Source organism: Bacillus thuringiensis (genome assembly GCF_001595725.1).
Taxonomy (GTDB): domain Bacteria; phylum Bacillota; class Bacilli; order Bacillales; family Bacillaceae_G; genus Bacillus_A; species Bacillus_A thuringiensis_K.
In genome coordinates, this window is record NZ_CP014282.1 from 1,178,117 (window position 1) to 1,203,624 (window position 25,508).

Consider the following 25,508-nt stretch of genomic DNA (forward strand, 5'->3'; position numbering starts at 1 on the left):
GTTTTTTAGTTCACTTCACATTAGATAGTAACGTCGCGTAAGCACTGAATCGCACAGAAACAGCTTAAATCAACAGTAATGCAAGTAGATGTCGATACTAGTCTTGCATTTGGTACAGCTAAAAACGTACAAATTGGGTCATCAGTAGGTGGTACAGGAGAGCTATCACCTAATACTACACTTAATACACGTAGTACAGCACAGCTATCATCATCTACACTTTCCACACGGAAAATTGGAGATCGGCAGCCAACAAGGCTTGCAGATGGTGCAAATGCTTCAAAAGGTTCTCCAGTTTTTGTGTATAAAATAAAAGGACGTGTATTTGCTACTGATGCAGTATTGTGTGCACCTAAAAATGGAATTTCACAACCAGATCCACACGTTGTTGTAGAACAATCTTGTAATTCATTGATGAATTTTACAACGTCAACTACACAATGAGAAGAGCCATGGTGTTTATTTTCGTTACAACTCATTAATGTCACTCCTTATCTTCTTGTTTGTATTTACATTAATAAGATATTGGAGTCGAGGAGATTTGGTCACAATCTCAAGACCTTTTTTTTTAAATAGGCGAAAGAGGATAAGGGAAGGTGGAATTATGCTGTTTACAAGCTGGCTTTTATTTTTTATTTTCGCGTTAGCAGCCTTTAGGCTCACTCGTTTAATTGTTTATGATAAAATTACAGCCTTTTTGCGAAGACCATTTATTGATGAATTAGAGATTACGGAGCCAGATGGAAGTGTATCAACGTTTACAAAAGTGAAAGGTAAAGGATTAAGAAAGTGGATTGGCGAATTATTAAGCTGTTATTGGTGTACAGGTGTATGGGTTAGTGCTTTTTTATTAGTTTTATATAATTGGATTCCTATTGTTGCGGAGCCGTTACTTGCATTATTGGCTATTGCAGGAGCAGCAGCAATCATTGAAACGATTACAGGATATTTTATGGGAGAATAATATATTTTCATAATAAGAGAAAAAGCGGAGTTTAAAAGAATGAGGGAACGGAAATAAAGAGTTGTTCATATAGTAAATAGACAGAATTGACAGTAGAGGAGATGTTTGCTGTGAGCAATAATCCAAGGCAAAATTCATATGACCTGCAGCAGTGGTATCAAATACAGCAACAGCACCATGCACAACAACAGGCATATCAAGAACAATTGCAACAACAAGGATTTGTGAAGAAAAAGGGATGTAATTGTGGGAAAAAGAAGAACACAATAAAACAATATGAAGAATGAAACACTCATGTTACTGTGAGTGTTTTTTATTATACATATAAAAAGCGGTATTTCTGTATTAGAAATACCGCTTTTTACTAGCTAATTTGTGCAACTGTTAATGCTGCTGCACGGACGTCTACAGTTCCAATTAACTCAACTGGTACAATTTGAATTAAGTCACCAGGATTTAAGTTAATAAGAATAACACCGCTGGATACGTCTACTTCACCAGTACCAATAACGTTAGAACGAACCGCTGTACCTGATCCAGGAATAATGTTAGCTGGCGTATTTAATGATAAGAAGAAACGACCAGCTTCTGGTGCTACAGGTGCGTTATCAAGACTAATCGTTAATGTATAACTGATTTGATAAATACCAGCTCGTAGAATTCGAATGCCATCTCCAACACTTACTGTATCATTTATTACTGGAACAGTAATATTTGGGTTTGGACTTACGCTAGGTAATAGTAGTGGTGTAAATAGTGAAGCGAACTGAGGTGCAGACGCGTTGAAAGCAAAACCGAAGGCAGGTAGTGTACTAGCTGGCTTTGCCTCACAATCAATTTTAGTAAATTCGCAATCAGAAGAGAACATGTTTTTCACTCCTTTATCTGTTTCTACTTTCAGTTAATGAAAAGGACAGGTTCTATGTTCTAGACAAGTTCCCAATTTTAAGAAATTTACATAATAATACTCTTTAAGCATGGATTGGGTGGCAGAATTATCTGCCACCCAATCCATACTTAACTCATTATTTAGTTTTAAATTGTAACATCGCGTAAGCATTGAATAGCACAGAAGCAACTTAAATCAACAGTAATGCAAGTAGAGGTTGATACTAATCTTGCATTTGGTACAGCTAAAAACGTACAAATTGGGTCATCAGTAGGTGGTACGGGTGAGTTATCACCTAATACTACAGTTAATACACGTAATACAGCACAGTCATCATCATCTATACTTTCTACGCGGAAAATTGGAGATCGGCAACTAGTAAGGCTTGAAGATGGTGCAAATGCTTCAAAAGGTGCTCCGGCTTTTGTGTATAAAATAAAAGGACGTGTATTCGCTACTGATGCAGTGTTATGTGCTCCTAAAAATGGAACTTCGCAACCAGATCCACATGTTGTCGTTGCACATTCTTGCAGTTCATGTATAAAGCGAACGACATTAGATACACAGTTGAAATCACAATCATGTTCATGATGGTCTTCGTTACAATTGCAGCTCATTATGTTCACTCCTTCTCGTGAGTTCTGACATACACTATTACAATATGAGTGGGATATGGCTGATATTACGTTAATTCTCACGATAAAAACAGGGAATTTATATAGGAGGGATGTACATAACGTGATATAAAAAAAGACATCCTTATTTAGTGGATGTCTTTTCAGGTAAATCTTTTCGCACAGTATATAAAAAACGAGATATATCTAATTTCTTTCCTCTGAAAAATTGCGGAGAAGAAATGTAAAGTTCTTCTTTTGCACGTGTAATGGCGACATACAGTAATCGGCGTTCTTCTTCTAACGCTTCAGAAGTTTCCGTAATACGATCATTTGCATCTTTTAAAGAAGAAGTATGGGGCAGGATTCCATCACTCGCTCCAAGTAAAAAGACACATGGAAATTCAAGGCCTTTTGCGTTATGGATTGACATAAGTGAAACGGCATCTTTTTGCGGCATTGTTTTTAATGCTTCCATTTCTTTTTGACCTTGAATCGCCTCGTCGATAAATTGTAAATAAGCTGGAATATCGGTGAAACGAGTTGCAGACTCCATTAATTCTTCCAACATTTCTTCTTGTATGTCTTTATGCATCGTAAAGGAAGAACGATCGTTACTTTGTAAGTACTCTAAATATTTTCCTTTACCATGAATAATTTCTTTTAATGCTTTTTTCGGTTCTAATTCTTTAATAAACTTAATAAAATCGATGCGCTCATTTACCTTTTTCACTTGAAAAGGTTTTAAGCTTGGATTTAATAGTAAGAAATGAAGAAGAGAAGGGAAGCGTCCCTCACTATATTTCCATTGTTCACGTTCAATAAATGAAATACAGTCATCACGTCCGATATACATCGTCGGCAATATGTTTGAAAGTGATTCTAGCCGAAACGGCTCAATCACGAGTCTTAAATGATCTAATACAGGCTTAATTAAAGAATGTTCATAAAATGATTGGCTCGCCCCGTGTTTAATAAACGGGATTTTATGAATGGTAAGCTGATCAAGTAACGAACGACTTACAGAATGTGTGCGATACAGTAAACAAAAATCTTTATAGTTTCGGTCACCGCTATCTACTTTTTCTTGAATGAGCTGTAAAATTTGATTTGCTTCATCAAGAGTCGTAGCAGGTCGTGCATAAAAAGGTTGTACACCTTCCTCGCGAACGGAGTATAGCTCTTTATCAAAACGTTCTTGATTTAATTTTATAACTTCATTTCCAAGCCCGACGATAAAGGGATTGGATCGATAATTCGTATTTAGTGCAATAATTGTTGTGTTATCAAATTCTTTTGGAAAAGATAAAATAATTTGGTGACTTGCCCCTCGCCAGCCATAAATTGCTTGATCATCATCACCTGCGATGAACAAATTATTTCTTGGCGTGGCTAACAATTTTACAATTTCATATTGTGCATAGGATGTATCTTGAAACTCATCTACTTCAATGTAGTGAAAACGTTGTTGTAATTGAGTTAGTAAAGGAGCATTATTTTCTAACATATAATATGTTTCCAATAAGATGTCATCGAAATCAATATAATTGTATCGTTGTTTTACCTCTTCAAAACGTTCATATACTTCTTTAAATTCTTGTTCCACTGGTGTTTTCGCTTTTACATCTTTCGGACGATTTAATTTGTTTTTTTCAAGTGAAATCATCGCGAGCATCGTTTCAGCATCGTAATCGTCTTTTAAACGCAATTCTTTTAAGATTTTCTTTATCATAATTTGTTTATGTTTTTCATTTGCTAAAATTTGTTGATTATACCCTTGACTACGAAGCAATTTTAAGAAAACAGAGTGGAATGTACCAGCGACTACGTAGCTACTTGCTGCATGATTCATACCTGGTAACTTCGCAACACGACTTCGGATTTCTTCAGCAGCTTTTTGTGTAAATGTAAGTAATAAAATATTTCGTGGATGAACTTGTTTTACATTTACTAAATAACCAACGCGAGTTGTTAAAACAGATGTTTTCCCGCTTCCGGCACCAGCTAGTGTAAGAACAGGACCTTCTGTTGTGCGCACAGCTTCTAATTGTTTTTCGTTTAAAAAAACATTTTGTTGTTCTAGAGCGCGGAAATAAGCCGCATCTACATCTTCTTCCATAATTAAATGGGTAGATGTTTTCGGAATATGATATGTCGCACGCGGAATATCAGCGTGTGTTAACGATTTTTGTGAAAATTTTTCTTGTGTCATATGTTCACCTTCAAAACTATAGCATCAACATTTAACTTTAGCGGAAGAAAAAGAAAATAGCAATGTAAAAAAACAGGAGGGGTCACCTCCTGCTTTCAAATTACAATTCTTTTATCATTATGACGTGCGGGATATTTGCTTCCATAAATACATCAGAACTTGTTACATATCCAAGTTTTTTATAGAAATCTTCAGCATGTGTTTGAGCATGAAGTTTCAATTTCGGTAACGAATTTTCCTTTGCATACGCTTCAAGCGCATCCATAACAATTTTTCCGATACCTTTTTTACGATGGGAACCTAACACGCAAATGCGTTCCATTTTTCCTATACCATCAAGGGTGCGAAAACGTCCAGCACCAACTGGAACATCATTGTCATATATAACAACGTGTGTGGAAGTTTCTTCAAACTCATCGTACTCTTCTTCAGCAGAGACACGTTGTTCATTTACAAACACTTGTTTACGTACAGAGAATGCATCTCTTAGTTGTTCGTCCGTTTGTACAATCTGTGCGTGCAAATTAGTTGTTCCCCTTTCCAAGACGGAATGTTTCGTGTACAGTCCATGTTCCATTTTCTAATTGATATAGAAGATGGAAACGATCAATTGGCTGTTCGTAATAGAAATCTTTCATACGTAATCGGCCCAAAACATCAGCATGCTCTGCATCTGATAAGCCTTGTCCGATTGTTAAATGAGGTACGAAAGCATATTCGCGTTCTTGCGTGAATAACCCGCTATGCATTTCTTCATTTAAGAAAGTAAGTTCAGGTGTTTTTTCTACTTTAAAGTAAAGGACGTTATTAACAGGTGCGAATGAACCAACTTTCCCAACATGAAGGGTGAAAGGGTTCGTTTTACTTGCGATTGTATGTAATTCGTTTACAATCGACTCTAATTGTTCATCTTGCGCCTCAAAGGGTGTTTTCAATGTAATATGTGGTGGAACTAATGCGTAGTGCGGGTCATAACGTTTACGCAATCCGTTCGCTTTATCTTGAATCATTTTAGATGGAAAAATTACAATGCCTAATTTCATGTTCCAATTCCTCCCTTTGTAAGTCTAGTTAGATTTTGAGATAAATAAATCTCTTTATCTATTATATCAAATTATTCTGAATACTGCTCTCTATTATTTCATTGCTAGAATATGAGAGAAGGCTTTCGGTAAATCAGTTTGCCAATATTTCCAAGTATGATTGCCTTCAAACTCCTCGTAATGCGTGATGAAATTTCTATCCGTAAGAAGCTTATTTAACTCACGGTTCGGCCCTACGAAATCCGATACTTGTCCATCAGTACGCTTTACAGCCGTTTCTTCTGTACCGATGACGTGATACAGTTCTAACGCCTGTGGATCTTTGAATTCTTTTGCTAAGTTCATCACTGTCTCATCCACAAATGGTGATTGCATAACGACTTTACCGAATGTATGCGGATACATAAGTGCAGTCATAAAGGAAACTGTTCCGCCAAGAGAATCACCAATTAAAACACGACCTTTTCCCATTTGGTACGTTGGATAATTTTCATCAATGTATGGTGCAAGTTCATGAGCAAGGAAACGAATATATGCAGCATTTTTCACTTCATTTGGGAAATATTTTTCTTTACGATCATGTACATTTTTATATGGAATACCGACAATAATTGTACGGTCAATTTCTTCGGTTTCACGAAGGCGCTCAATTACACGGTGCGCTTTACCGAGCTGAAAATAATCTCTACCATCTTGTGCAATTACAACTGTATGTTTGTGCAGTGGTGTGTAATTTACAGGTAAATAAACGAGAAGTGTAACGTCTTCTTGAAGTGATGCGCTATAAAATGAAATTTCTTCAATTCTCCCTATTGTTTGACTCATGTAGATCCCCCTAAATAAAAATTTACTGTAACGATTGTAAGAGCGACGCTTGTAGTGAAAAGGAAAGAAATATTCACTAATTGGCGCCTTAATTTCTATTTTACCATAATGGTACGAAGAATCTAAAAAATTAGTATTTAAGTTACGAAAGAAAACGGATATAATGAAGTGGGATTTTTGACAGGTGAGAGGGGAGACAGGATTTGAAACAAGAAAAATCAATCGCACTACCATTGGCTATTTCTATAATTGCCATTTCCTTTGCAGCAGTTTTTGTAAAGATGTCCTCAGCACCATCTTCAATATTAAGTATGTACCGCTTATGGATTATCGTACTTATTATGCTGCCTATCGTATGGAAAAAAAGAGAGGAATTTAATAGGATTCAAATGAAAGATTGGGGCTTTTTAATTGGATCTGGTTTCTTTTTAGCACTTCATTTTCTTTTATGGTTTGAATCTTTAAAGCATACAACAGTTGCTAGTTCAACAATTATTTTGGCACTTCAACCGATCGTATCTTTAGTTGGAGGTTTTTTTCTGTTTAAAGAAAGAACAACATATTCAGCCATTGCAACGATGGGAATCGCTATTTTAGGGGTAATGTGCATTGGTTGGGGAGATTTAGGGTTAAGTAAGCAAGCAATTTATGGAGACATATTATCCTTTCTAAGTGTAATAGCAGTTGTCGGTTATTTATTTATCGGGCAAACGACAGTAAAGAAAGTATCACACTGGATTTATAGTTTTACAGTCTTTGCGTTCGCAGGTCTTTTTATGGGGATTTATAATGTCATATTACAAGTACCTTTTACAGGTTATACGAAATGGGATTGGACCGTTTTTCTTTTACTTGCGGTTGTGCCGACAGTGTCACATGTAATTAATAATTGGCTGTTAAATTATGTGAATGCAACGACGATTTCAATGAGTATTTTAGGAGAACCTGTTGGAGCATCTATACTTGCGTTCTTCTTACTTGGAGAAAAATTAAATGCAATGCAAATTATCGGTAGCATGCTCGTATTGTTTGGTGTATCTGTTTTCTTACTGCAGCAACAAAAACGTACAGCAAAAAACGTCGTAAACGAGCCGGTGTATACACAGGAATTATAGTGTTAGGGGAGAAAAGAGAAGTTGTGATACTTCTCTTTTTGTTTTATAGAAATATGGGCATAGAAGGGGGATGGAAATCGAATTTCCATCAAAAAAAGATACATGGTTATATCCACTTGTTTTCATTGTTTTTGGTGCTTATTTTGCGACAATTTTTGTAGGGAGAGAATATTTTCTTTTGCTTTTTACAATTCCATTAGCAATGTTGTTTAGCTGGAGTTGGTTTTTGGCAAAATATATTGCCGGGGAAGAAATAATTACAATTAGATCGGGTCTCGTTACAAAACGTATATTTATAAGAGATATAAAACAAATTTCAAATACGAAAAATCCAATAGCAGCTCATGCATTATCATTTGACCGACTTGAAATTGTTTACGATACACATAAAACAGAAATTATTTCTCCAAGAAATAAAGAATAATTTATTAACCTTGTAAAAAGTAAAAACTTAAATATTGAAATCAAGTAAAAGAGTGGCTATGAAGCCACTCTTTTACTTTGGATTTGTCATATAAGGTTGTACATGAATGACACATAGGTCACGGAATTTGCCTTCAGCAGTTGTGACAATTACGACTGCTTTACCTGCACTTTTTCCAGTAATCGTCACGGTGTCACCTTTTGGATATATGGTGATGATATCAGAATTCATATTTGACCAAATAAGCTCTTTATTCGTTGCTTGTATTGGCAAAATGGAAGCTGCTAACACAATGTTTTGTCCCGTTTTTATTTTTAATTTATGTTTTTCCATATGAACACCGATGACTGAAATAACAGAAGGAGCAATTGAAATTTTAGGCGGGTTAGGTTGCATGTTTAAACAAGACGCAGAAGTATTTGTGATAGGTGAAAATTTTCGTGTTTGTTGTTGCTGGAAAGCTGCTAACATGTTGGAGTCCCCTTTCTGTATAAGTGCTGATACTCATACTATAAAGGAGTAGTGTTATGTTAAATTTAACGAAACATAAAGAATTTGTTAAATTTGATAAGAAGATTGTCGAACTGTAAAAAATCTCTGCTGTTACGATAACAGCAGAGATTTTTTTATAAATTATGACGATGTTGTTTTTCGAAATCCTCAAATTGCTCTTCAACTTCTTTTGAAGGTTGTGTTAGTAAACTAACAATTACGATGGCTAGTAAACTAATAGCAAAACCTGGAATCATTTCATATAAGAAATCTTTTAAGAATTTGAATTGAGTCCAAATAATGACTGTAGCGGCACCAGAAATCATACCAGCAAGCGCGCCCCATTTCGTCATACGTTTCCAATATAAGCTTAATAAAATAGCAGGTCCGAATGAAGAACCAAAACCAGCCCAAGCGTATCCAACAAGAGCTAAAATCGTATCATTTTGTTTAAACGCTAAAGCGCACCCAACTAATGCAATAACAAGTACAGCCATACGACCGACAAATACAAGTTCTTTATCAGATGCAGAACGTTTGAAGAATGTACGATATAAGTCTTCCGTTACGGCACTAGAAGTAACGAGTAACTGAGATGAGATTGTACTCATAATCGCTGCTAAAATAGCGGCTAATAAAAATCCAGTAATAAGTGGGTGGAATAAAATTTTCCCAAGTTCAAGGAAAATTGTTTCTGGGTTAGATAATGTTAACTCTTGTTGTGAATAGTAAGCAATACCAATAAGACCAGTAAACATAGCTCCAACAACAGAGAAAATCATCCAGCTCATACCAATTCTTCGTGCGCTTTTAAGTTCTTTTACAGAAGAAATTGCCATAAAGCGTACGATAATATGAGGTTGTCCGACATAACCAAGGCCCCATGCGAATAGAGAAATCATTCCTAAAGTAGAGGCACCTTTAAAAATATCTAGACGTGTTGGATCTACAGATCGAATTGTATCAAATGCAGGTCCAAGTCCGTTCGAATTCATAATTGTTACGATAGGAACAAGAATAAGAGCAACTACCATAATGATTCCTTGCACGAAGTCTGTCCAACTTACTGCTAAGAAACCACCAAATAATGTGTAAGCTACAACAACGCCTGCTACAATGAATAATCCAACATGATAGTTCATGCCAAATGAATTTTCAAATAATACAGCGCCTGAAACTAATCCTGAAGCTACATAGAAAGTAAAGAAAATCATAATAACAAGTCCAGATACTAAACGTAGCATATGAGATTTGTCGTGGAAACGGTGTTCCAAAAATTCTGGAATAGTAATAGAGTTATTTGCAATTTCTGAGTAGGTACGTAAGCGAGGAGCAACATAAAGCCAGTTTGCGTATGCGCCTAGTGTTAGGCCGATCGCAATCCAACTACTACTTAATCCAACGCTAAACATTGCACCTGGTAATCCCATTAAAAGCCAACCACTCATATCGGATGCTCCAGCACTTAATGCCGTTACTGCGGGTCCTAGTGTACGCCCGCCAAGCATATAATCTGTTAAGTTGGACGTTCGTTTATAGGCGAAATAGCCAATTACTAACATCCCGAGCATGTAGATAGAGATTGAAGTTAAAGTTAACATCTGCGTACTCATATAGTTCCCCTTCCTTTTGTCATGTCTTTTGATGCGTTATGCATATTTATCCCGCATTAACGGGTAGTAAAACTCCCACCTTAAAATTGGCTGTGCAAGGAAGTTAGGTGGGAGAGCAACTGCCCGTAAATGCCCGATTGGTTCAACTAATAATCAGTGGGGATGAACACCCCCCACTGATTAAAGTTTCACTTTATAATCTATCATGATTATTCTGAAAAATCCATATAGAAATACGAATTTTCAGAAATGTAAGCGTTTTTTGGCGTCATTTTACTTTTTTAATATATAATATTCATACAAAAAACCTTATTTTTAATAGAGTATTTATTATATTTACATAAAAAGAGGTTGTTTTGTCAATATAATATTGAAAGGAAAGAAAAATAAAATTTTTAAAAAAGTATTGACTTGTGAAAAAATTCAGGTCTATAATGAGTGCAACTTAAAAAAATGCAAGCGTTGATGAAGAAGAGTACACATGATGAACATGTCAGAGAGCTGATGGTTGGTGCGAATCAGTATGGAATTGATGTGGAATGGGCTTCGGAGCTTCCAAACCGAAACGAAAGAAGTAGGCTTTGGCGACATGATCTCATCGATACAAGAGACACGTATTGTTTTTGATACGGTAAAGTGCGTTACATTTGTAACGAATTAAGGTGGCACCACGGGAGTACCCGTCCTTTCTATAGGATGAGTACTCCCTTTTTGTGTATAAAAAATTAAATAAATGAAATCGTTTAAGTAAGAAGAGTACGTATATTGGAGACGTTACAGAGAGCCGGGAATAGGTGGGAGCCCGGTACGGTGCCATATACGGAATGGGCTTACGAGAGGTATGCTGAACAATTATATTCAGTAGGCAACCCGGGTTCCGCCGTTACAAGGATAAGGTATAAATTTTGTACCTGAACAAAGCGGGATGCTTTTGCATCCAACACGAGGTGGTACCGCGGTATATTTATCGTCCTCTACATATTTTCGATATGTAGAGGACTTTTTTATTTTTCAGGGCGAGGTGAAGGACATGATGACGAAAGAAGAATTCATAAAACAAAAAAGAGAGAGAAAGACATTTTTAGTAATCACTGAAGAAGAAGGGGATAGCATTACGCCAATTTCTTTATATAGACGTATGAAAGGGAAGAAGAAATTCTTATTAGAAAGTTCACAGCTTCATCAAGATAAAGGGCGTTATTCTTACTTAGGATGTAATCCTTATGGAGAAGTGAAAAGCGTTGGTACGGAAGTGGAACGAACGATTTTCGGCCGCGCAGAAAAGTTACAAGGTAACGTACTACAAGTGTTAGAAGAAGTAGTTGCACCATCACAAGTAGACAGTCCATTTCCATTTTGCGGAGGAGCAGTTGGTTATATTGGATATGATGTCATTCGGCAGTATGAAAACATTGGAGCGGATTTACACGACCCATTAAATATTCCGGAAGTACACCTTTTACTATATCGTGAGTTTATCGTTTACGATCATTTACGCCAAAAGTTATCGTTTGTATATGTATGCAGGGAAGATGATTCAGCAAATTATGAGGAAGTATACGAAAGACTACGAGTATACAAAGAAGAAGTGCTACAAGGAGAAGAAGCTGAAGTAAATGCAATACCATCCACATTATCATTCACTTCTTCTATAACGGAAAAAGAGTTTTGTGAGATGGTAGAAATGGCCAAAGAATATGTAAGAGCGGGAGATATATTCCAAGTCGTACTGTCACAGCGTTTACAAAGTGAATGTATTGGTGATCCATTCGCGTTATATCGAAAACTTCGAATTGCAAATCCATCACCATATATGTTTTATATCGATTTCCAAGATTATGTTGTACTCGGTTCTTCGCCGGAAAGTTTACTATCAGTAAGGGAGGATAAAGTGATGACAAATCCAATTGCTGGTACGAGACCAAGAGGGAAAACGAAGAGGGAAGATGAGGAAATCGCAAAAGAACTGTTAGGCAATGAGAAAGAGCGAGCAGAGCATATGATGCTTGTAGATCTTGGGCGAAACGATATTGGTAGAGTGAGCGAAATTGGCTCGGTTACGATAGATAAATATATGAAAGTAGAAAAATACTCTCACGTTATGCACATTGTATCTGAAGTTTACGGAACATTGCGAAAACAAATGAGCGGATTTGATGCGTTAGCATATTGCTTACCAGCAGGGACGGTTTCTGGAGCTCCGAAAATTAGAGCGATGGAAATTATAAATGAACTAGAGAATGAAAAAAGAAATGTATACGCTGGTGCAGTTGGATACGTTAGTTTTTCAGGAAATCTTGATATGGCGCTCGCCATCCGAACGATGGTCGTAAAGGATGAAAAAGCATACGTTCAGGCAGGAGCAGGAGTCGTTTACGATTCAGATCCAGTAGCTGAATATGAAGAAACATTAAATAAAGCGAGAGCGCTTTTGGAGGTAATGAAATGATTGTACTTATCGATAATTACGATTCGTTCACATATAACTTGTACCAGCTGTTAGGCAAACATGAAGAAGAAATTGTAGTTGTAAGAAATGATGAAATAACGATAAAACAGTTAGAAGAGATGAATCCAAGAGGAATTGTACTTTCACCAGGACCAGGAAAACCAGAGGATGCTGGCATTTGTATCGACGTCATCGGTCATTTTTATAAGAACGTTCCTATATTAGGGATTTGTCTTGGCCACCAAGCGATCATAGCTGCATTTGGAGGAGACATTGTTAGAGCAGAACGTATTAGACACGGAAAAACATCGCGTGTGAAACATAACGGAACGTCAATCTTTTCATATGTGATGCAGCCGCTAATAGCAATGCGCTATCATTCCCTTGTTGCAGAGCAAACGAGCTTGCCAGAGTGTTTTGACATATTAGCGACAGCGATGGACGACGGAGAAATAATGGCAGTTCGTCACAATTATTATCCGCTCTTCGGATTACAGTTTCATCCGGAATCAATCGCAACAGAAGAAGGCGGAAAGTTAATACATGCCTTTTTAGGCGAAGTGAAAGAGGAGGAAAGAGTATGAATAACTATCTTCGTAAATTAGTGGAGGGGCAACATTTAACAGAAGAGGAAATGTATAAAGCAGGGCTTCTTTTATTAAATGAAAACATATTGGAAAGTGAAATTGCAGCTTTTTTAGTATTACTGAAAGCGAAAGGTGAAACAGCAGAAGAAATATACGGTCTCGTTCGAGCTCTTCGTGAAAAGGCATTACCATTTTCGAACCATATACAAGGCGCGATGGACAATTGCGGGACAGGTGGTGACGGTGCCCAAACGTTTAATATTAGCACAACATCAGCATTCGTACTGGCAGGAGCAGGTGTAAAGGTTGCAAAACATGGTAATCGCGCTGTTTCTAGTAAAACAGGAAGTGCAGATTTATTAGAAGAACTCGGTGTAAATATTAGTAGTACGCCAAACGAAATTGATTATTTATTAGAGCATGTGGGCATTGCCTTCTTATTTGCACCAGCGATGCATCCAGCATTAAGGCGCATTATGAAAATAAGAAAAGAATTAAATGTTCCGACGATCTTTAATTTAATTGGCCCTTTAACAAATCCAGTGAATTTAGAAACACAATTTGTGGGTATTTATAAACGAGATATGTTATTACCAGTTGCACAAGTATTACAAAAGTTAGGCCGGAAACAAGCGCTTGTCGTAAATGGAAGTGGTTTTTTAGATGAAGCATCATTACAAGGGGAAAATCACGTAGTTCTTTTAAAAGATAATGAAATAGTAGAAACGAGTATTGAACCTGAGAAATACGGTTTCTCAATAGTGAACAATGAAGAGATTAGAGGCGGGGATTCGAAAGAAAATGCAAAGATTACAGTCGGCGTATTGAGCGGAGAAAAGAGTGTTTACCGCGATACCGTTTTATTAAATGCAGGTCTAGCTCTTTTCGCAAATGGAAAAACGGAAACGATTGAAGAAGGAATTAAACTCGCGGCACATAGCATTGACTCTGGAAAAGCATTAGCCAAATTAAATTTATTAATTGCAGCAAGCAACGAAAAATTAGAAAGGGTGAACTAAAGTGGAGACGATTTTAGATAAAATTGTAGAACAGAAGAAAAAGGAAGTTGCGGAGTTATGTGAAATATATACACCAGTAAAAGCAAAAAGAAAGACACATTCACTCGTAGAAGCATTACAGCAGTTTACTGTTATTGCAGAAGTAAAGCGAGCGTCACCATCAAAAGGAGATATCAATTTACACGTTGATGTACGAAAACAAGTGAAAACATACGAAGAATGTGGCGCAGGAGCAGTTTCTGTTTTAACAGACGGTCAATTTTTTAAAGGGTCGTTTCATGATTTACAAACGGCAAGAGAAGAAAGTAACATTCCGCTTTTATGTAAAGATTTCATAATCGATAAGATTCAAATTGATAGAGCATATGAAGCTGGCGCAGATATTATTTTATTAATTGTAGCAGCTTTAACGAAAGAGAAATTAAAAGAGCTATATAGCTATGTACGAGAAAAAAGATTAGAAGCAATTGTTGAAGTTCATGATGAAGAGGAATTAGAAATTGCAATCGAATTAAATCCGCACGTTATCGGTATTAACAACCGTAATTTAAAAACATTCGAAGTCGATTTAGGCCAAACAGAAAAGCTTGGAAAACGATTAAATGAGGAGAAATTACTTTGGATTAGCGAAAGCGGGATTCATTCAAAAGAGGATATTATCCGTGTTAAAAGAGCTGGAGCAAAAGGTGTATTAGTTGGAGAAGCACTTATGACATCATCTTCTATTCGTACCTTTTTTGAAGATTGTAAGGTGAACATATGAAAGTGAAAATTTGCGGCATCACTGATATGGAAACAGCAAAACGTGCTTGCGAATACGGAGCAGATGCACTCGGATTTGTTTTTGCAGAAAGTAAGCGAAAAATCACTCCAAAGAGAGCGGAAGAAATCATTCAGGAGCTTCCAGCCAACGTGTTAAAAATCGGTGTTTTCGTAAATGAATCAGTAGAAGTGATCCAGAAAATTGCAGATGAGTGCGGGTTAACACATGTACAACTACATGGGGATGAAGACAATTATCAAATTAGAAGATTGAATATTCCGTCTATAAAGTCGCTAGGAGTAACTTCAGAGAGTGATATGAAAAACGCCCAAGGGTATGAAACGGATTATATATTATTTGATAGCCCGAAGGAAAAGTTTCACGGAGGAAATGGAAAGACATTTTCTTGGGAATTACTTGGGTATATGCCAAAAGAATTACGAGAGAAAACGATATTAGCTGGTGGATTAAACGCTCTTAATATAGAAGAAGCAATTCAAACTGTTCGACCATATATGGTTGATGTAAGTAGCGGAGTAGAGACGGAAGGAAAGAAAGATGTAGAGAAAATAAAACAATTTATTAAAAAAGCGAAGGAGTGTTCCAAATGAATTACGCATATCCAGATGAAAAAGGTCACTACGGTATATATGGAGGACGATACGTTCCAGAAACGTTAATGCAATCTGTACTAGAACTAGAAGAAGCATATAAAGAAGCGATGGAAGATGAAGCATTTCAAAAGGAATTAAATCATTATTTAAAAACGTATGTCGGAAGAGAAACACCGCTTTATTTCGCTGAGAATATGACGGAGTATTGCGGAGGTGCAAAGATTTATTTAAAACGTGAAGATTTGAATCATACAGGGGCTCATAAAATTAACAATACAATTGGTCAGGCGCTTCTTGCGGTACGAATGGGCAAGAAAAAAGTTGTCGCTGAAACAGGAGCTGGACAACACGGAGTTGCAACAGCTACTGTATGTGCTCTTCTCGGATTAGAATGCGTCATTTTTATGGGAGAAGAAGATGTAAGACGTCAAAAATTAAATGTGTTCCGAATGGAATTACTCGGAGCGAAAGTAGAAAGTGTAGCGGCAGGTAGCGGTACATTAAAAGATGCGGTAAACGAGGCGCTTCGTTACTGGGTTTCACATGTGCATGATACGCACTACATTATGGGATCTGTTCTCGGACCACATCCATTCCCGCAAATTGTCCGTGATTTCCAAAGTGTAATTGGAAATGAAACGAAAAAACAATATGAGGCGTTAGAAGGAAAGTTACCAGAAGCAGTCGTTGCTTGTATTGGCGGTGGTAGTAATGCGATGGGGATGTTTTATCCGTTCGTACACGATGAAGAAGTTGCTCTTTACGGCGTAGAAGCAGCTGGAAAAGGCGTTCATACAGAAAAGCATGCAGCAACTTTAACGAAAGGAAGCGTCGGTGTTTTACACGGATCAATGATGTATCTTCTGCAAAATGAAGAAGGGCAAATTCAAGAAGCTCACTCTATTTCAGCAGGACTTGATTATCCAGGTGTTGGTCCAGAACATAGTTTGCTAAAAGATATTGGCCGCGTTTCTTATCATTCGATAACAGACGAAGAAGCATTAGAAGCATTTCAATTATTAACGAGAAAAGAAGGCATTATCCCAGCGTTAGAAAGTTCACATGCTGTCGCATACGCATTAAAATTAGCTCCGAAAATGAAGGAAGATGAGGGACTTGTCATTTGTTTATCTGGCCGCGGCGATAAAGATGTAGAGAGTATAAAACGTTATATGGAAGAGGTGTGAAAAATGGGAGTAGAAAAAATTAAAGCAGCGTTTGAAAGTGGTAAGAAAGCATTTATTCCGTACGTAATGGGCGGAGATGGTGGTCTTGAAAAATTAAAAGAAAGAATTCGTTTTTTAGATGAAGCGGGAGCGAGCATCGTTGAAATTGGCATCCCGTTTTCAGATCCAGTTGCAGACGGTCCAACGATTCAAAGAGCAGGGAAACGAGCGCTAGATGGCGGTGTAACAGTAAAAGGCATTTTTCAAGCATTGATAGAGGTAAGGAAAGAAGTACAAATTCCGTTTGTACTCATGACATATTTAAATCCAGTACTCGCATTCGGAAAAGAACAATTCATTGAGAGATGCTTAGAAGCGGGTGTAGACGGCATCATCGTTCCAGATTTACCGTATGAAGAACAAGATATTATTGCGCCGCTCCTTCGAGAGGCGAATATCGCTTTAATTCCACTCGTTACCGTAACGAGCCCAATTGAGCGAATCAAAAAAATTACGAGTGAATCAGAAGGATTCGTATACGCCGTTACAGTAGCGGGCGTAACGGGAGTACGTCAAAACTTTAAAGAGGAGATTCATAGTTACTTAGAAAAAGTAAAATCACACGTCAACTTACCAGTAGTCGCTGGATTCGGCATCTCAACAAAAGAACATGTAGAAGAAATGGTTACAATATGCGACGGCGTTGTCGTTGGAAGTAAGATCATTGAGCTTTTAGAAAATGAAAAGCGAGAAGAAATATGTGAATTAATATATGCAACAAAACAAAAAGAAGAGGCGTAGTCTCTTCTTTTTGTTTTGCGTAATAAATGTTAAAATATACAGAAAATACATATAATTAAAGGGGAGAGAAGGCATGCTAAGACGTAAACTACTATATCTATTTTTAACTGTACCGCTATACGCTTGGCTAATTAGCATGACGAAAATAGAGTTAATGGCTCTATTTTTAGGATATGTATTCATCTTTTCCAACTTAAATCGCATTCAAGAACAGTCTATTTTAGAAATATGTCTATTTTCAATTAGTATAGAATTATTTAGTATCGTTTCGATTGTATTATTAAACGAATTATTTCTACGGATTCATTCATTTACATTAATGAAATTTTGGAATATTATATTGCAAGCAATATGTACTTACATTGTGTTTGTTGTGTTGAAAGAAATAGTCGGAAAGCAGACAGTTTTTCAGGATAATAGAAAATGGGAGTGAATGAAAAGGAACCGTTTGGTTCCTTTTTTGAATCTGTTGTAAAAACAATTGAAAATTATAGCATCTGTTATATAATAGTTAAAAATTGTATTTTAAACGAAATGAGATGATAACATGGCCATATTGTTGGCACTTATCCCAATTATGATGATTTTCATTTGTTTATTTTTATTTAAACAAACGTCATTAAGGTCCTCGTTAATTTCTTATGCTGTGTCTGTTGGAATCGTTTTATTCTCGCCAATGTTTCAATTAGGGATAAGTGAAACTGTGCACGCAACGATTAAAGGATGGTTAATTTGTTTTATTGTCGGGTACGTTTTATTTTTCGGTATTTTTTTATTTCACCTCATGAACAAAATGGGGTACATCGATCAAGTAGCACGTTTTCTAGAAGCAGTTACTCAGGATCGTTTATTACAAATGCTGCTTATGTGTTTTGGCATTTGCCCACTTATTGAATCAGTAAGTGGATTCGGTATTGGCTTCATGGTTGCAGCACCTATTTTTCTTTCACTAGGATATAAACCATTTCAAGCTGTACTGCTCTCATTCATTGGCTTACTAGCTAGTTCATGGGGCGCAATGGCAACGGGTACGATTATCGGTTCGCAGCTAATAAATATGCCTCTTACAACACTTGGTACAAATACAGCGCTATTAAGTATTCCGATGTTTGCTTACTTCGTTATTCTTTCTTTACACGTTGTTGGCGGCTGGCAAGCGGTTATAGAAAAGTGGAAAGAAGGAGTAGGATTCTTTCTATTATTTTCTCTCGGAATCTACCTTTCTAATGCGTACGTAAGTGTTGAACTAGCCGGGATATTAAGTTCTATCGTTACGATTACATTTGGCTTTCTTATCATTAAATTAAAAGGAAAAAGTGGGCAAAATCTTATAACAGAACATGCGGCTACAACGGAGAGAGAAGTATCTATTATAAAAATTATTAGCCCTTATATATTTCTAACAGTTTGTATTTTACTTTCTCGCCTCGTTCCAGCATTACATGATTTGTTCAGATCATATGCGGTTCTTGATTTGAAATCATACTCTTACAAACTAGAGTTACTATATTCACCAGGATTTTGGCTCGGTATGACTTGCTTATTTACTATTATTTTCTTCCGCATCCCGTCTAATATTATTAAACAATCATTCTCACAAACGATCAAACAATGGATTCCATTTGCTATTACGACGACAATGTTTATCGCCATTTCAGAACTAATGGGTGCATCTGGCATGCATTCATTACTTGCAAAAACAGCTGGTGAAACATTTGGAAGCTTTTTCGTTTTTGTTGCTCCGTTTATTGGCGCTATTGGTGGATTTTTAACAGGTAGTAACGCAGGATCAAATGCAATGTTTATAAAACTACAAATGCAAACCGCACAAAACGTAGCACTCCCGTGGCAATATGTCACAACACTTCAAAACACCGCATCATCAGTAGCGACAATCGCTTGTCCATCACGGATTACATTAGGTGCTTACTTATGTAATATCCCTTACCGTGAAAATGAACTATTAAAGAGGACGACGTTAATGATCTTTGGTGCGGTTTTACTTGTAGTGGTAGAGGTTATTGTTTGGTATATGTTGAGAAATTAAAAATCCCCCTAACATAGGAGGATTTTTTTTATGAGTGGATAATGATTTAAATATGAATAGCTTCTACTAAGTCAACAACCCGCCACTTAACACCCTTACGGGGCGTTTGAAGTGGGGGCTTGCGTCTGTCGGAGTTCGACAGTGCTTCTACCCTCATAGAGAGCAACTACGCTTATTCCTACCCAGTAGTACGAACGAGCAATGCTCTCCTACCTTAGTATGGTGGAGCATAAGGACGGTTGACTTCGCCCCTACCACAAGAGCTATACTCCTGTGGTAACTACACTGATATGCTTAATTCCCTTACGGTGTAGATTCATCGCACCAATACGGTCATCATTTGATTGGTATTGGCAATTTTTACACTTAAAAGTGTGTAGCTTTTTATTACGATTTGCTTTTTCAATGTTTCCGCACTTAGGGCAAGTTTGGGAAGTATATTTGGGGTCTACCACAATTACCTTTTGTCCATTCAATTCAGCTTTATACTCAAGCATTTGACGGAACTGATAGAAAGCCCAAGATACAGAAACATAGCGGTTTTTCACTCGTACTTTCTCTGTCGCAGAACGAACCCCTGTTAAGTCTTCTAAAACAAACATAGTACCTCTAGGGTATGCCTCAACGAGTGCCTTTGTAATTTGATGGTTTACATCAGTTACATAACGGTTTTCTCTTGAGCCAATTTGTTTTATTTTCTTACGAGAAGATGGTGTTTGTCGTGTTTGTAATTGCTTACGAGTAGCTTTAAATTTACCACGCTTATGTTTAACAATATTTCCGTTGTAGAAGGTTGTTTTGCCCTGACTATCATAAGTGGTTGCAAGGAAGTTGATTCCTAAATCAACACCAACGATGTTGTTTACATCTGCGAAATCTAATGTTTGGTACTCTTTTGTCATCGGGATATGTAAGAACCACTTTTTGTACTTATGCACTAATTTAGCAGTACCAAATTTCCAAGTGCTGTTGAAGTATTTCTTCATAGCCTTACGCTCATAATTTAGTTTTAGGCGACCTTCAAGCGTGTTTACACTAAATTGGTTTTTGGTTAGTGAATAATCTCGATTCCAGACTAAATCATATTCTGCAAGTTTGAAGTCAATCAAAGACCATTCATGTCCATTTGATTTAGCCGACTTGTAACGAGCAATTACAGTTTTCATCACAGATTGAGCCATTTGACTTTTTAACCTAAATTGATTTCGCAAATCAGAATAATATAAGTTATTGAGATTTACTTGATTAAGGTTCTTTGTTTCAAATATGTGTTTTGATAACCAATTACAAGCCTTGCGGTAAGCGTTCGTTGTTATCTTTAGACTTTCAGCTTGATTATCGGAAACATGGATTTGTATTTTTGCAGTAATTGTAGGCATTATTTTCACCGCCTTTCACTAATTAAATTGTAACAGATTTTTAGTGAAAGCAAACAACTTAAGTAGAGAAAGTAGGAGGAAAGGTGGAAGTTTCAGATACTTGATATGGTACAGAATCTTAGGATTTTTAACGTACCATACCGTATCTGCCGGCAATTCCTCCCCCACTTATCGTTGGGCTATCGCCCTTCACACGATTGAAGTAGGGGGTATCCTTGCCGATTTTAGATGAATAGGAGATGAAATGTATGCCCCTAAAAAACTACGGTGTGTTAAAAGGTACAGTTATACAATCAAAGATTGGAAAAGGGAAAACACCTCATTATCAAGTTCATTTACAGGGCGAAACAGGAGTAGATTATCGTATTGCAATTAACGTAAAGTCGCAAAGTTATCCATCAGAAGTTTTATATTTTGCGAGTAACAATATTAAATCAGAAGCAATTCATATTTTACCGACATTACCATTCGGTTTTACAGAAATAAAAAACAATGAACCGAAAGTGGCTTTAGATTATGTAAGAGGAAATCTATTTGATTCAAAACAAATGATTCCTTTGCCTCCCGAAAAAGCAGGAGCAGATAATGATTTAAACGAAAAAATAGAACGTTATATAAAGCGAGCGATAGAAGAAAAAGCGATTATTTACGCGTTTGGTGAAAGATGGGGACCAGAAGAAAATACACCAGATTCCTATTTTCATTTCAAACCAGGAAACGGTATACATGATATTCACATGAATCAAGGGAATGTAGAGAAATGGAAAGGTGATAATGGCATATGGCAAGACGGAGGGATACTCATTCACTTTGAAAAGGAAGAAGAATGGATTGGTATCTTTCTTGCATTCCAATCACAGTCATGGTGTACCGATGAAGAAGGGCATGCTCGTGTGCCTGTTGAGCATTGTGATTATAAGGGGAATAATTAATAAGAAGAGGGCGTTCAAAAAGAACGCCCTCTTCTTATTTTATAAAACGAAAAACTAACGAGTGTAGAAAGACAAGAGAAAAGCAGTGCTACACTAGAAAACGCAATGAGATACATATTATATTTCATAACCTGTCCAATTAGCTGGTTACTGTCGTATTGAAACAGTCCCGCTATGATGTTGAATAAAAATAAAACGATAAACATGACGATAACTCCGTCTATTGATCCTTTAATGTCTGGTTTACTTAAAGCGATATGTGCGGAAATACAAATGGCGATAAATAAAAATAACCAAAAGGAAGGATTCAATAAATTGCCGATTGTAAATAAGCTTTTCAATAATACAAACGTCGATAAGAGCATGTTTTGGATCATTTCTACATTAATAGAAGTAGAAGCAATCGTTTTTTCGAGAGTTGTATTAAATAAAAAATATGATTCTGGTACGAAATAGCGCATTAAAAGGATTAATGCAGTAATACCAGAAATAATAGGCCCGATGCCGATGAAGAAATTCCCAATTCGTTGATACACACTTTTTTGATTGTATTGATGTTGTACGTAACCTAATGCTCCTTGACTTGTATCTGTTGGGAAAAACTGCGTTGCTACAATTTTATGACGGAACAGTACGCACATAATGGCATGTCCAAGTTCGTGAATCGGAACACCAATCCACGCCGTTAAAAGGAATCCTTTTCTTCCGAAAGCCCTCGACCAATACATTCGTGTTAGTGATTCTAAATAACCTAATAGAAATCCAATTACAATGATAACGCCAATTAAAGAAAATAATTGGATTACGCTCGTAAGGAGTATTTGAAAAATTGAGTTTACCAATTCCATTGCCAGTCATCCAATCTGTTAAAAATATTATTTATTCTGTTTCATAATAGCATTTTTTCAAGATTACTAGCACATATATTTTCTTTCGGGAGAAGGATTTCAGAATCTTTTTCTTGTAGTCATGTTTTATGTCCAAAGTCATATATTGAACTTGTAACACCCTATATGGTATATGCTTAAGGAGGGATAAGAGAATGAAATGTCCGTCATGTCATACAGAAAATGCAGCGGAGGCAAAATTTTGCGGGAATTGTGGACATTCGTTAACGGAAGAGGTAGTGGCAAGTAGTGGTCAAGAAGAAGGGCCGGAACAAGCACGTGCGGCACAAGCGAAGAAAACTGGGCCAAATGAAACGGTAGAACAAGCGAAGCGGTTTGCGAGCGGCTATTTTCAATTTTTTAAACATGCATTACAAGCACCGACAGCGATTATGAAAAGCGGCGCTATTGAAGTGCGAAATGGAATTGTAAGTCTTATTCTTATTTGTTTTTTAGGAGCATGTATTTTTTATAGAATGATGAGTGCAGCATCAGCAGTTACGAGAACATTTGCACCAGATATATCTACTCCCACGTTTTTTGGAGAATCTATTACGGTCTTTTTCTTTTTATTAATTTTAACTTTATTTGTCGGATTTATTATTTTTGTAAGTGGTAAGATGATGAAATCATCTTTTTCGTTTCTTGAAGTATTCGGTATATGGGGAACGATAGCGACGCCGGCTATTGTCATATTAGTCCTTTCTTTTCTTTTTAGTTTCTTATTAATCTTTTTCTTACCGATATTATTATCGGTAGCTACAACTTATATAGGGATTAGTATAACTGTAGCCGTATTAAAACTAGCCAATGGCGGATTAGATCTCGTTTACACACTTATTATTGCGAATGTTTTAATTGGAATTGCAACATTCATTGTACTTTGGTCTTACATTAGCACGATAATTCAAGCCTTAACACAAGGAATAACTGGCTTCTAATGAAAAGGTGGTTGACTGGATGAAGGTATGTACAAAGTGCGGAGTTCAGTTTGAAGATGGTGTGCAATTTTGTCAAAACTGCGGGACGAAGAGGGGACGTTCTGTAGTAAAGAAGAACATGAGCGGTGGTGTAAAAGTTGGCATTACACTGTTAGCGCTATTTGTTATAGCGATTATTGGATTGTATTTGTACGGATCGTCGTATTATACGCAGGTGGCACAAGTAGACCGGATGATTACGATTTTACAAGAGAGAGACGGAGAGAAATTAGCTGAGATCGTTACGGCAGATGATCCATCGATTATGATAACGAGAGAGAGCGTAACGCCTCTATTTTCATATATAAAAGAAAATCCATCTTACGTAAATGAATTAAGAGAATACTTGAGACAAGGTGAAAAACAACGGGACGGAATAGAAAGAGCTGATTTTTCATTAACGAAAGATGGAAAGTATTTCGTTATATTTGATCGCTATAAATTGAAAGCGAAGACGTACTATACAACTTTGCTTACAAATGAAAAAGACGTATCGTTAAAAATGAACGGAAAAGAAATTGATAAGACAGATGACAAAAAGTTTGAGAAGCAATATGGGCCATTTCTTCCGGGAAATCAAGTGTTTCAATCAGAATATAAAAATGACTACGTAAAACTATTGCGTGAGGAAAAGGTTGTACTTATGAAACAAAGCCAAAATAACGTAACGGTAGATTTAACGTTGCAAGGTCAATATATTACAGTTCAAACGAACGCGCCTGGTGCAACATTGTACGTAAATCAAAAACCAGTTACAGCGCTGGCAGGAGAAGAAATTACATGGGGGCCTGTAGCGACTGATGGAAGTGCGACGATTTATTTAGAACGAAATGGAGAAAGTGGACGGGAAACGACAAAAGTAGAGACGGTAACGGCACTTTCGTCTTATAATCTTCCATTCCAAAAGAAAAGTACAGAAAAACCAGTTGTTTATAATGTTACCCCGCCACCTACGACTGAGTATGTATATAATGGTTTCATCTTTCCTGATAGTGATATTCGAAAATTAACGAGCGCAGATTTAACATATTTATCGAAAGAGCAGTTGAAAATTGCTAGAAACGAAATATATGCAAGGCATGGCCATATTTTTCAAACGAAAGATATGCAAGCGTATTTTGCAAAACAGTCTTGGTATAGAGAAAATCCTTATTTTACAGGAACGTTAACAGATATCGAAACTTATAATATTGAACTAATCAAATCAAGAGAATAGAGCGCTTGAAAAAGGTACAGTGTATATTGCTGTACCTTTTCTATCGTTATTTAGCTGGACCAGGATCCCTAGAGAAAAAGATATGAAAGAGAAATGTGACTTTACTTGCTCCCCCGGATGTACTGGCTTGCACATCAGATAAAGAACTAGACGTTAAGGCAGCTTCAGAATGAGGAGGAACGACTATTTTGAGTGCATCATCTGATTCTGATGATATAGTAACCGTTATTGTATCATCAGAAACATTTACAACTTTAATAGTACCGACGGGGAAGATGGACTTACCAGCATGTGATGCAGAAGCAAAGCGAGTGGCTTTCCAAATAGTTTGAGAGAAAGTATCATTGTCTGATAACCAAGCGCGAGCACTGTATAATGTTGCATTAACGGTAAATTCTTGTTCAAGCGGGAGGGCGGCTTTCGGTTCTTTCGGTTCCTCTGGAAACTGAGCGAGAAGACCAGCGCACATGTATGTTT

The 25,508-nt window shown here is 36.8% G+C and carries 28 protein-coding genes and 2 other annotated features; of the genes, 16 read left to right on the forward strand and 12 right to left on the reverse strand.

What is annotated here, in order from left to right:
* Positions 1–20 precede the first annotated feature (20 nt).
* Complete coding sequence (gene exsY / locus AXW78_RS05935; RefSeq protein WP_001277741.1) at positions 21–479, reverse strand: exosporium assembly protein ExsY; 459 nt, start codon at positions 477–479, stop codon at positions 21–23.
* A gap of 125 nt (positions 480–604) precedes the next feature.
* Between exsY and AXW78_RS05940 the strand changes: the two genes are divergently transcribed.
* Entirely contained in the window at positions 605–964 is a 360-nt protein-coding gene (locus tag AXW78_RS05940; protein ID WP_000899662.1) for a DUF1360 domain-containing protein, read from the forward strand.
* Between the two features lie 101 nt (positions 965–1,065).
* Positions 1,066–1,251 (forward strand): hypothetical protein, encoded by a 186-nt coding sequence (locus AXW78_RS05945; protein WP_033672524.1) that lies wholly within the window; start codon positions 1,066–1,068, stop codon positions 1,249–1,251.
* 77 nt (positions 1,252–1,328) lie between these two features.
* Here the strand turns inward: AXW78_RS05945 and exsF are convergent, their stop codons facing one another.
* From exsF to AXW78_RS05975, 6 genes are all read right to left on the reverse strand, one after another.
* Entirely contained in the window at positions 1,329–1,832 is a 504-nt protein-coding gene (gene exsF / locus AXW78_RS05950; RefSeq protein WP_000492936.1) for an exosporium protein ExsF, read from the reverse strand.
* Between the two features lie 167 nt (positions 1,833–1,999).
* A complete protein-coding gene (gene cotY / locus AXW78_RS05955; protein ID WP_001277698.1) occupies positions 2,000–2,470 on the reverse strand; it encodes a spore coat protein CotY in 471 nt (156 codons plus the stop codon).
* 142 nt (positions 2,471–2,612) lie between these two features.
* Entirely contained in the window at positions 2,613–4,679 is a 2,067-nt protein-coding gene (locus tag AXW78_RS05960; protein ID WP_061883899.1) for an ATP-dependent helicase, read from the reverse strand.
* Positions 4,680–4,779: 100 nt separating this feature from the next.
* On the reverse strand, positions 4,780–5,202 hold the full coding sequence (locus AXW78_RS05965) for a GNAT family N-acetyltransferase (protein ID WP_000543304.1): 423 nt from the start codon (positions 5,200–5,202) through the stop codon (positions 4,780–4,782).
* Position 5,203: 1 nt separating this feature from the next.
* Complete coding sequence (locus AXW78_RS05970; RefSeq protein ID WP_000765863.1) at positions 5,204–5,722, reverse strand: YjcG family protein; 519 nt, start codon at positions 5,720–5,722, stop codon at positions 5,204–5,206.
* A 93-nt stretch (positions 5,723–5,815) separates the two neighbouring features.
* Positions 5,816–6,547, reverse strand: a complete 732-nt coding sequence (locus AXW78_RS05975) for an alpha/beta hydrolase (protein WP_000084011.1) — start codon at positions 6,545–6,547, stop codon at positions 5,816–5,818.
* Positions 6,548–6,750: 203 nt separating this feature from the next.
* On the opposite strand from AXW78_RS05975, the gene AXW78_RS05980 reads away from it, so the two are divergent.
* Both AXW78_RS05980 and AXW78_RS05985 read left to right on the forward strand, forming a co-directional pair.
* The gene (locus tag AXW78_RS05980; RefSeq protein ID WP_000806939.1) at positions 6,751–7,662 is read left to right on the forward strand and encodes a DMT family transporter; all 912 of its coding nucleotides are present in this window, start codon (positions 6,751–6,753) and stop codon (positions 7,660–7,662) included.
* 76 nt (positions 7,663–7,738) lie between these two features.
* On the forward strand, positions 7,739–8,086 hold the full coding sequence (locus AXW78_RS05985; protein ID WP_046945139.1) for a PH domain-containing protein: 348 nt from the start codon (positions 7,739–7,741) through the stop codon (positions 8,084–8,086).
* Positions 8,087–8,158: 72 nt separating this feature from the next.
* On the opposite strand, the gene AXW78_RS05990 is transcribed toward AXW78_RS05985, so the two are convergent.
* Positions 8,159–8,557, reverse strand: coding sequence for an Ig-like domain-containing protein (locus AXW78_RS05990; RefSeq protein WP_000878730.1), 399 nt, complete (start codon positions 8,555–8,557; stop codon positions 8,159–8,161).
* 155 nt (positions 8,558–8,712) lie between these two features.
* Positions 8,713–10,191 carry a sodium/proline symporter PutP gene (putP, locus tag AXW78_RS05995; RefSeq protein ID WP_000107210.1) on the reverse strand — a complete coding sequence of 493 codons (1,479 nt, stop codon included), beginning with the start codon at positions 10,189–10,191 and terminating at the stop codon, positions 8,713–8,715.
* 453 nt (positions 10,192–10,644) lie between these two features.
* Positions 10,645–10,882: a binding site (T-box leader), on the forward strand.
* A gap of 42 nt (positions 10,883–10,924) precedes the next feature.
* Positions 10,925–11,169, forward strand: a binding site (T-box leader).
* 52 nt (positions 11,170–11,221) lie between these two features.
* Here putP and trpE point away from each other — a divergent pair.
* The 9 genes from trpE (at position 11,222) to AXW78_RS06045 (ending at position 19,637) form a co-directional block, all read left to right on the forward strand.
* Positions 11,222–12,640, forward strand: coding sequence for an anthranilate synthase component I (gene trpE, locus AXW78_RS06005; protein ID WP_061883900.1), 1,419 nt, complete (start codon positions 11,222–11,224; stop codon positions 12,638–12,640).
* Positions 12,637–13,224: an anthranilate synthase component II gene (locus tag AXW78_RS06010; RefSeq protein ID WP_061883901.1), complete on the forward strand. Its 588-nt coding sequence runs from the start codon at positions 12,637–12,639 to the stop codon at positions 13,222–13,224. Before trpE ends, AXW78_RS06010 begins: the two co-directional genes overlap by 4 nt.
* Positions 13,221–14,246 carry an anthranilate phosphoribosyltransferase gene (trpD, locus tag AXW78_RS06015; RefSeq protein ID WP_001067349.1) on the forward strand — a complete coding sequence of 342 codons (1,026 nt, stop codon included), beginning with the start codon at positions 13,221–13,223 and terminating at the stop codon, positions 14,244–14,246. The genes AXW78_RS06010 and trpD overlap by 4 nt, the downstream gene beginning before the upstream one ends.
* Position 14,247: 1 nt before the next feature.
* Complete coding sequence (gene trpC, locus AXW78_RS06020; protein ID WP_000447789.1) at positions 14,248–15,009, forward strand: indole-3-glycerol phosphate synthase TrpC; 762 nt, start codon at positions 14,248–14,250, stop codon at positions 15,007–15,009.
* The gene (locus tag AXW78_RS06025) at positions 15,006–15,620 is read left to right on the forward strand and encodes a phosphoribosylanthranilate isomerase (protein WP_000865119.1); all 615 of its coding nucleotides are present in this window, start codon (positions 15,006–15,008) and stop codon (positions 15,618–15,620) included. Before trpC ends, AXW78_RS06025 begins: the two co-directional genes overlap by 4 nt.
* Complete coding sequence (gene trpB, locus AXW78_RS06030) at positions 15,617–16,810, forward strand: tryptophan synthase subunit beta (RefSeq protein ID WP_046945135.1); 1,194 nt, start codon at positions 15,617–15,619, stop codon at positions 16,808–16,810. The genes AXW78_RS06025 and trpB overlap by 4 nt, the downstream gene beginning before the upstream one ends.
* 3 nt (positions 16,811–16,813) lie before the next feature.
* On the forward strand, positions 16,814–17,590 hold the full coding sequence (gene trpA, locus AXW78_RS06035) for a tryptophan synthase subunit alpha (RefSeq protein ID WP_000537841.1): 777 nt from the start codon (positions 16,814–16,816) through the stop codon (positions 17,588–17,590).
* A 73-nt stretch (positions 17,591–17,663) separates the two neighbouring features.
* On the forward strand, positions 17,664–18,023 hold the full coding sequence (locus AXW78_RS06040; RefSeq protein ID WP_000946131.1) for a DUF4029 domain-containing protein: 360 nt from the start codon (positions 17,664–17,666) through the stop codon (positions 18,021–18,023).
* Positions 18,024–18,137: 114 nt separating this feature from the next.
* Positions 18,138–19,637, forward strand: a complete 1,500-nt coding sequence (locus AXW78_RS06045) for an L-lactate permease (protein ID WP_061883902.1) — start codon at positions 18,138–18,140, stop codon at positions 19,635–19,637.
* Between the two features lie 263 nt (positions 19,638–19,900).
* Here the strand turns inward: AXW78_RS06045 and AXW78_RS06050 are convergent, their stop codons facing one another.
* Positions 19,901–21,016 carry an RNA-guided endonuclease InsQ/TnpB family protein gene (locus tag AXW78_RS06050; protein WP_001142359.1) on the reverse strand — a complete coding sequence of 372 codons (1,116 nt, stop codon included), beginning with the start codon at positions 21,014–21,016 and terminating at the stop codon, positions 19,901–19,903.
* A 248-nt stretch (positions 21,017–21,264) separates the two neighbouring features.
* On the opposite strand from AXW78_RS06050, the gene AXW78_RS06055 reads away from it, so the two are divergent.
* Positions 21,265–21,948 (forward strand): DUF2278 family protein, encoded by a 684-nt coding sequence (locus tag AXW78_RS06055; protein ID WP_001128605.1) that lies wholly within the window; start codon positions 21,265–21,267, stop codon positions 21,946–21,948.
* Positions 21,949–21,962: 14 nt separating this feature from the next.
* Here the strand turns inward: AXW78_RS06055 and AXW78_RS06060 are convergent, their stop codons facing one another.
* Positions 21,963–22,796: a hypothetical protein gene (locus tag AXW78_RS06060; protein ID WP_000424512.1), complete on the reverse strand. Its 834-nt coding sequence runs from the start codon at positions 22,794–22,796 to the stop codon at positions 21,963–21,965.
* 194 nt (positions 22,797–22,990) lie between these two features.
* Between AXW78_RS06060 and AXW78_RS06065 the strand changes: the two genes are divergently transcribed.
* Positions 22,991–23,776: a zinc ribbon domain-containing protein gene (locus AXW78_RS06065; protein ID WP_046945132.1), complete on the forward strand. Its 786-nt coding sequence runs from the start codon at positions 22,991–22,993 to the stop codon at positions 23,774–23,776.
* Between the two features lie 19 nt (positions 23,777–23,795).
* Positions 23,796–25,031 carry a TcaA 3rd/4th domain-containing protein gene (locus tag AXW78_RS06070; protein ID WP_061883903.1) on the forward strand — a complete coding sequence of 412 codons (1,236 nt, stop codon included), beginning with the start codon at positions 23,796–23,798 and terminating at the stop codon, positions 25,029–25,031.
* 46 nt (positions 25,032–25,077) lie between these two features.
* Here the strand turns inward: AXW78_RS06070 and AXW78_RS06075 are convergent, their stop codons facing one another.
* Positions 25,078–25,500, reverse strand: a complete 423-nt coding sequence (locus AXW78_RS06075; protein WP_042990049.1) for a hypothetical protein — start codon at positions 25,498–25,500, stop codon at positions 25,078–25,080.
* Positions 25,501–25,508: the final 8 nt, after the last annotated feature.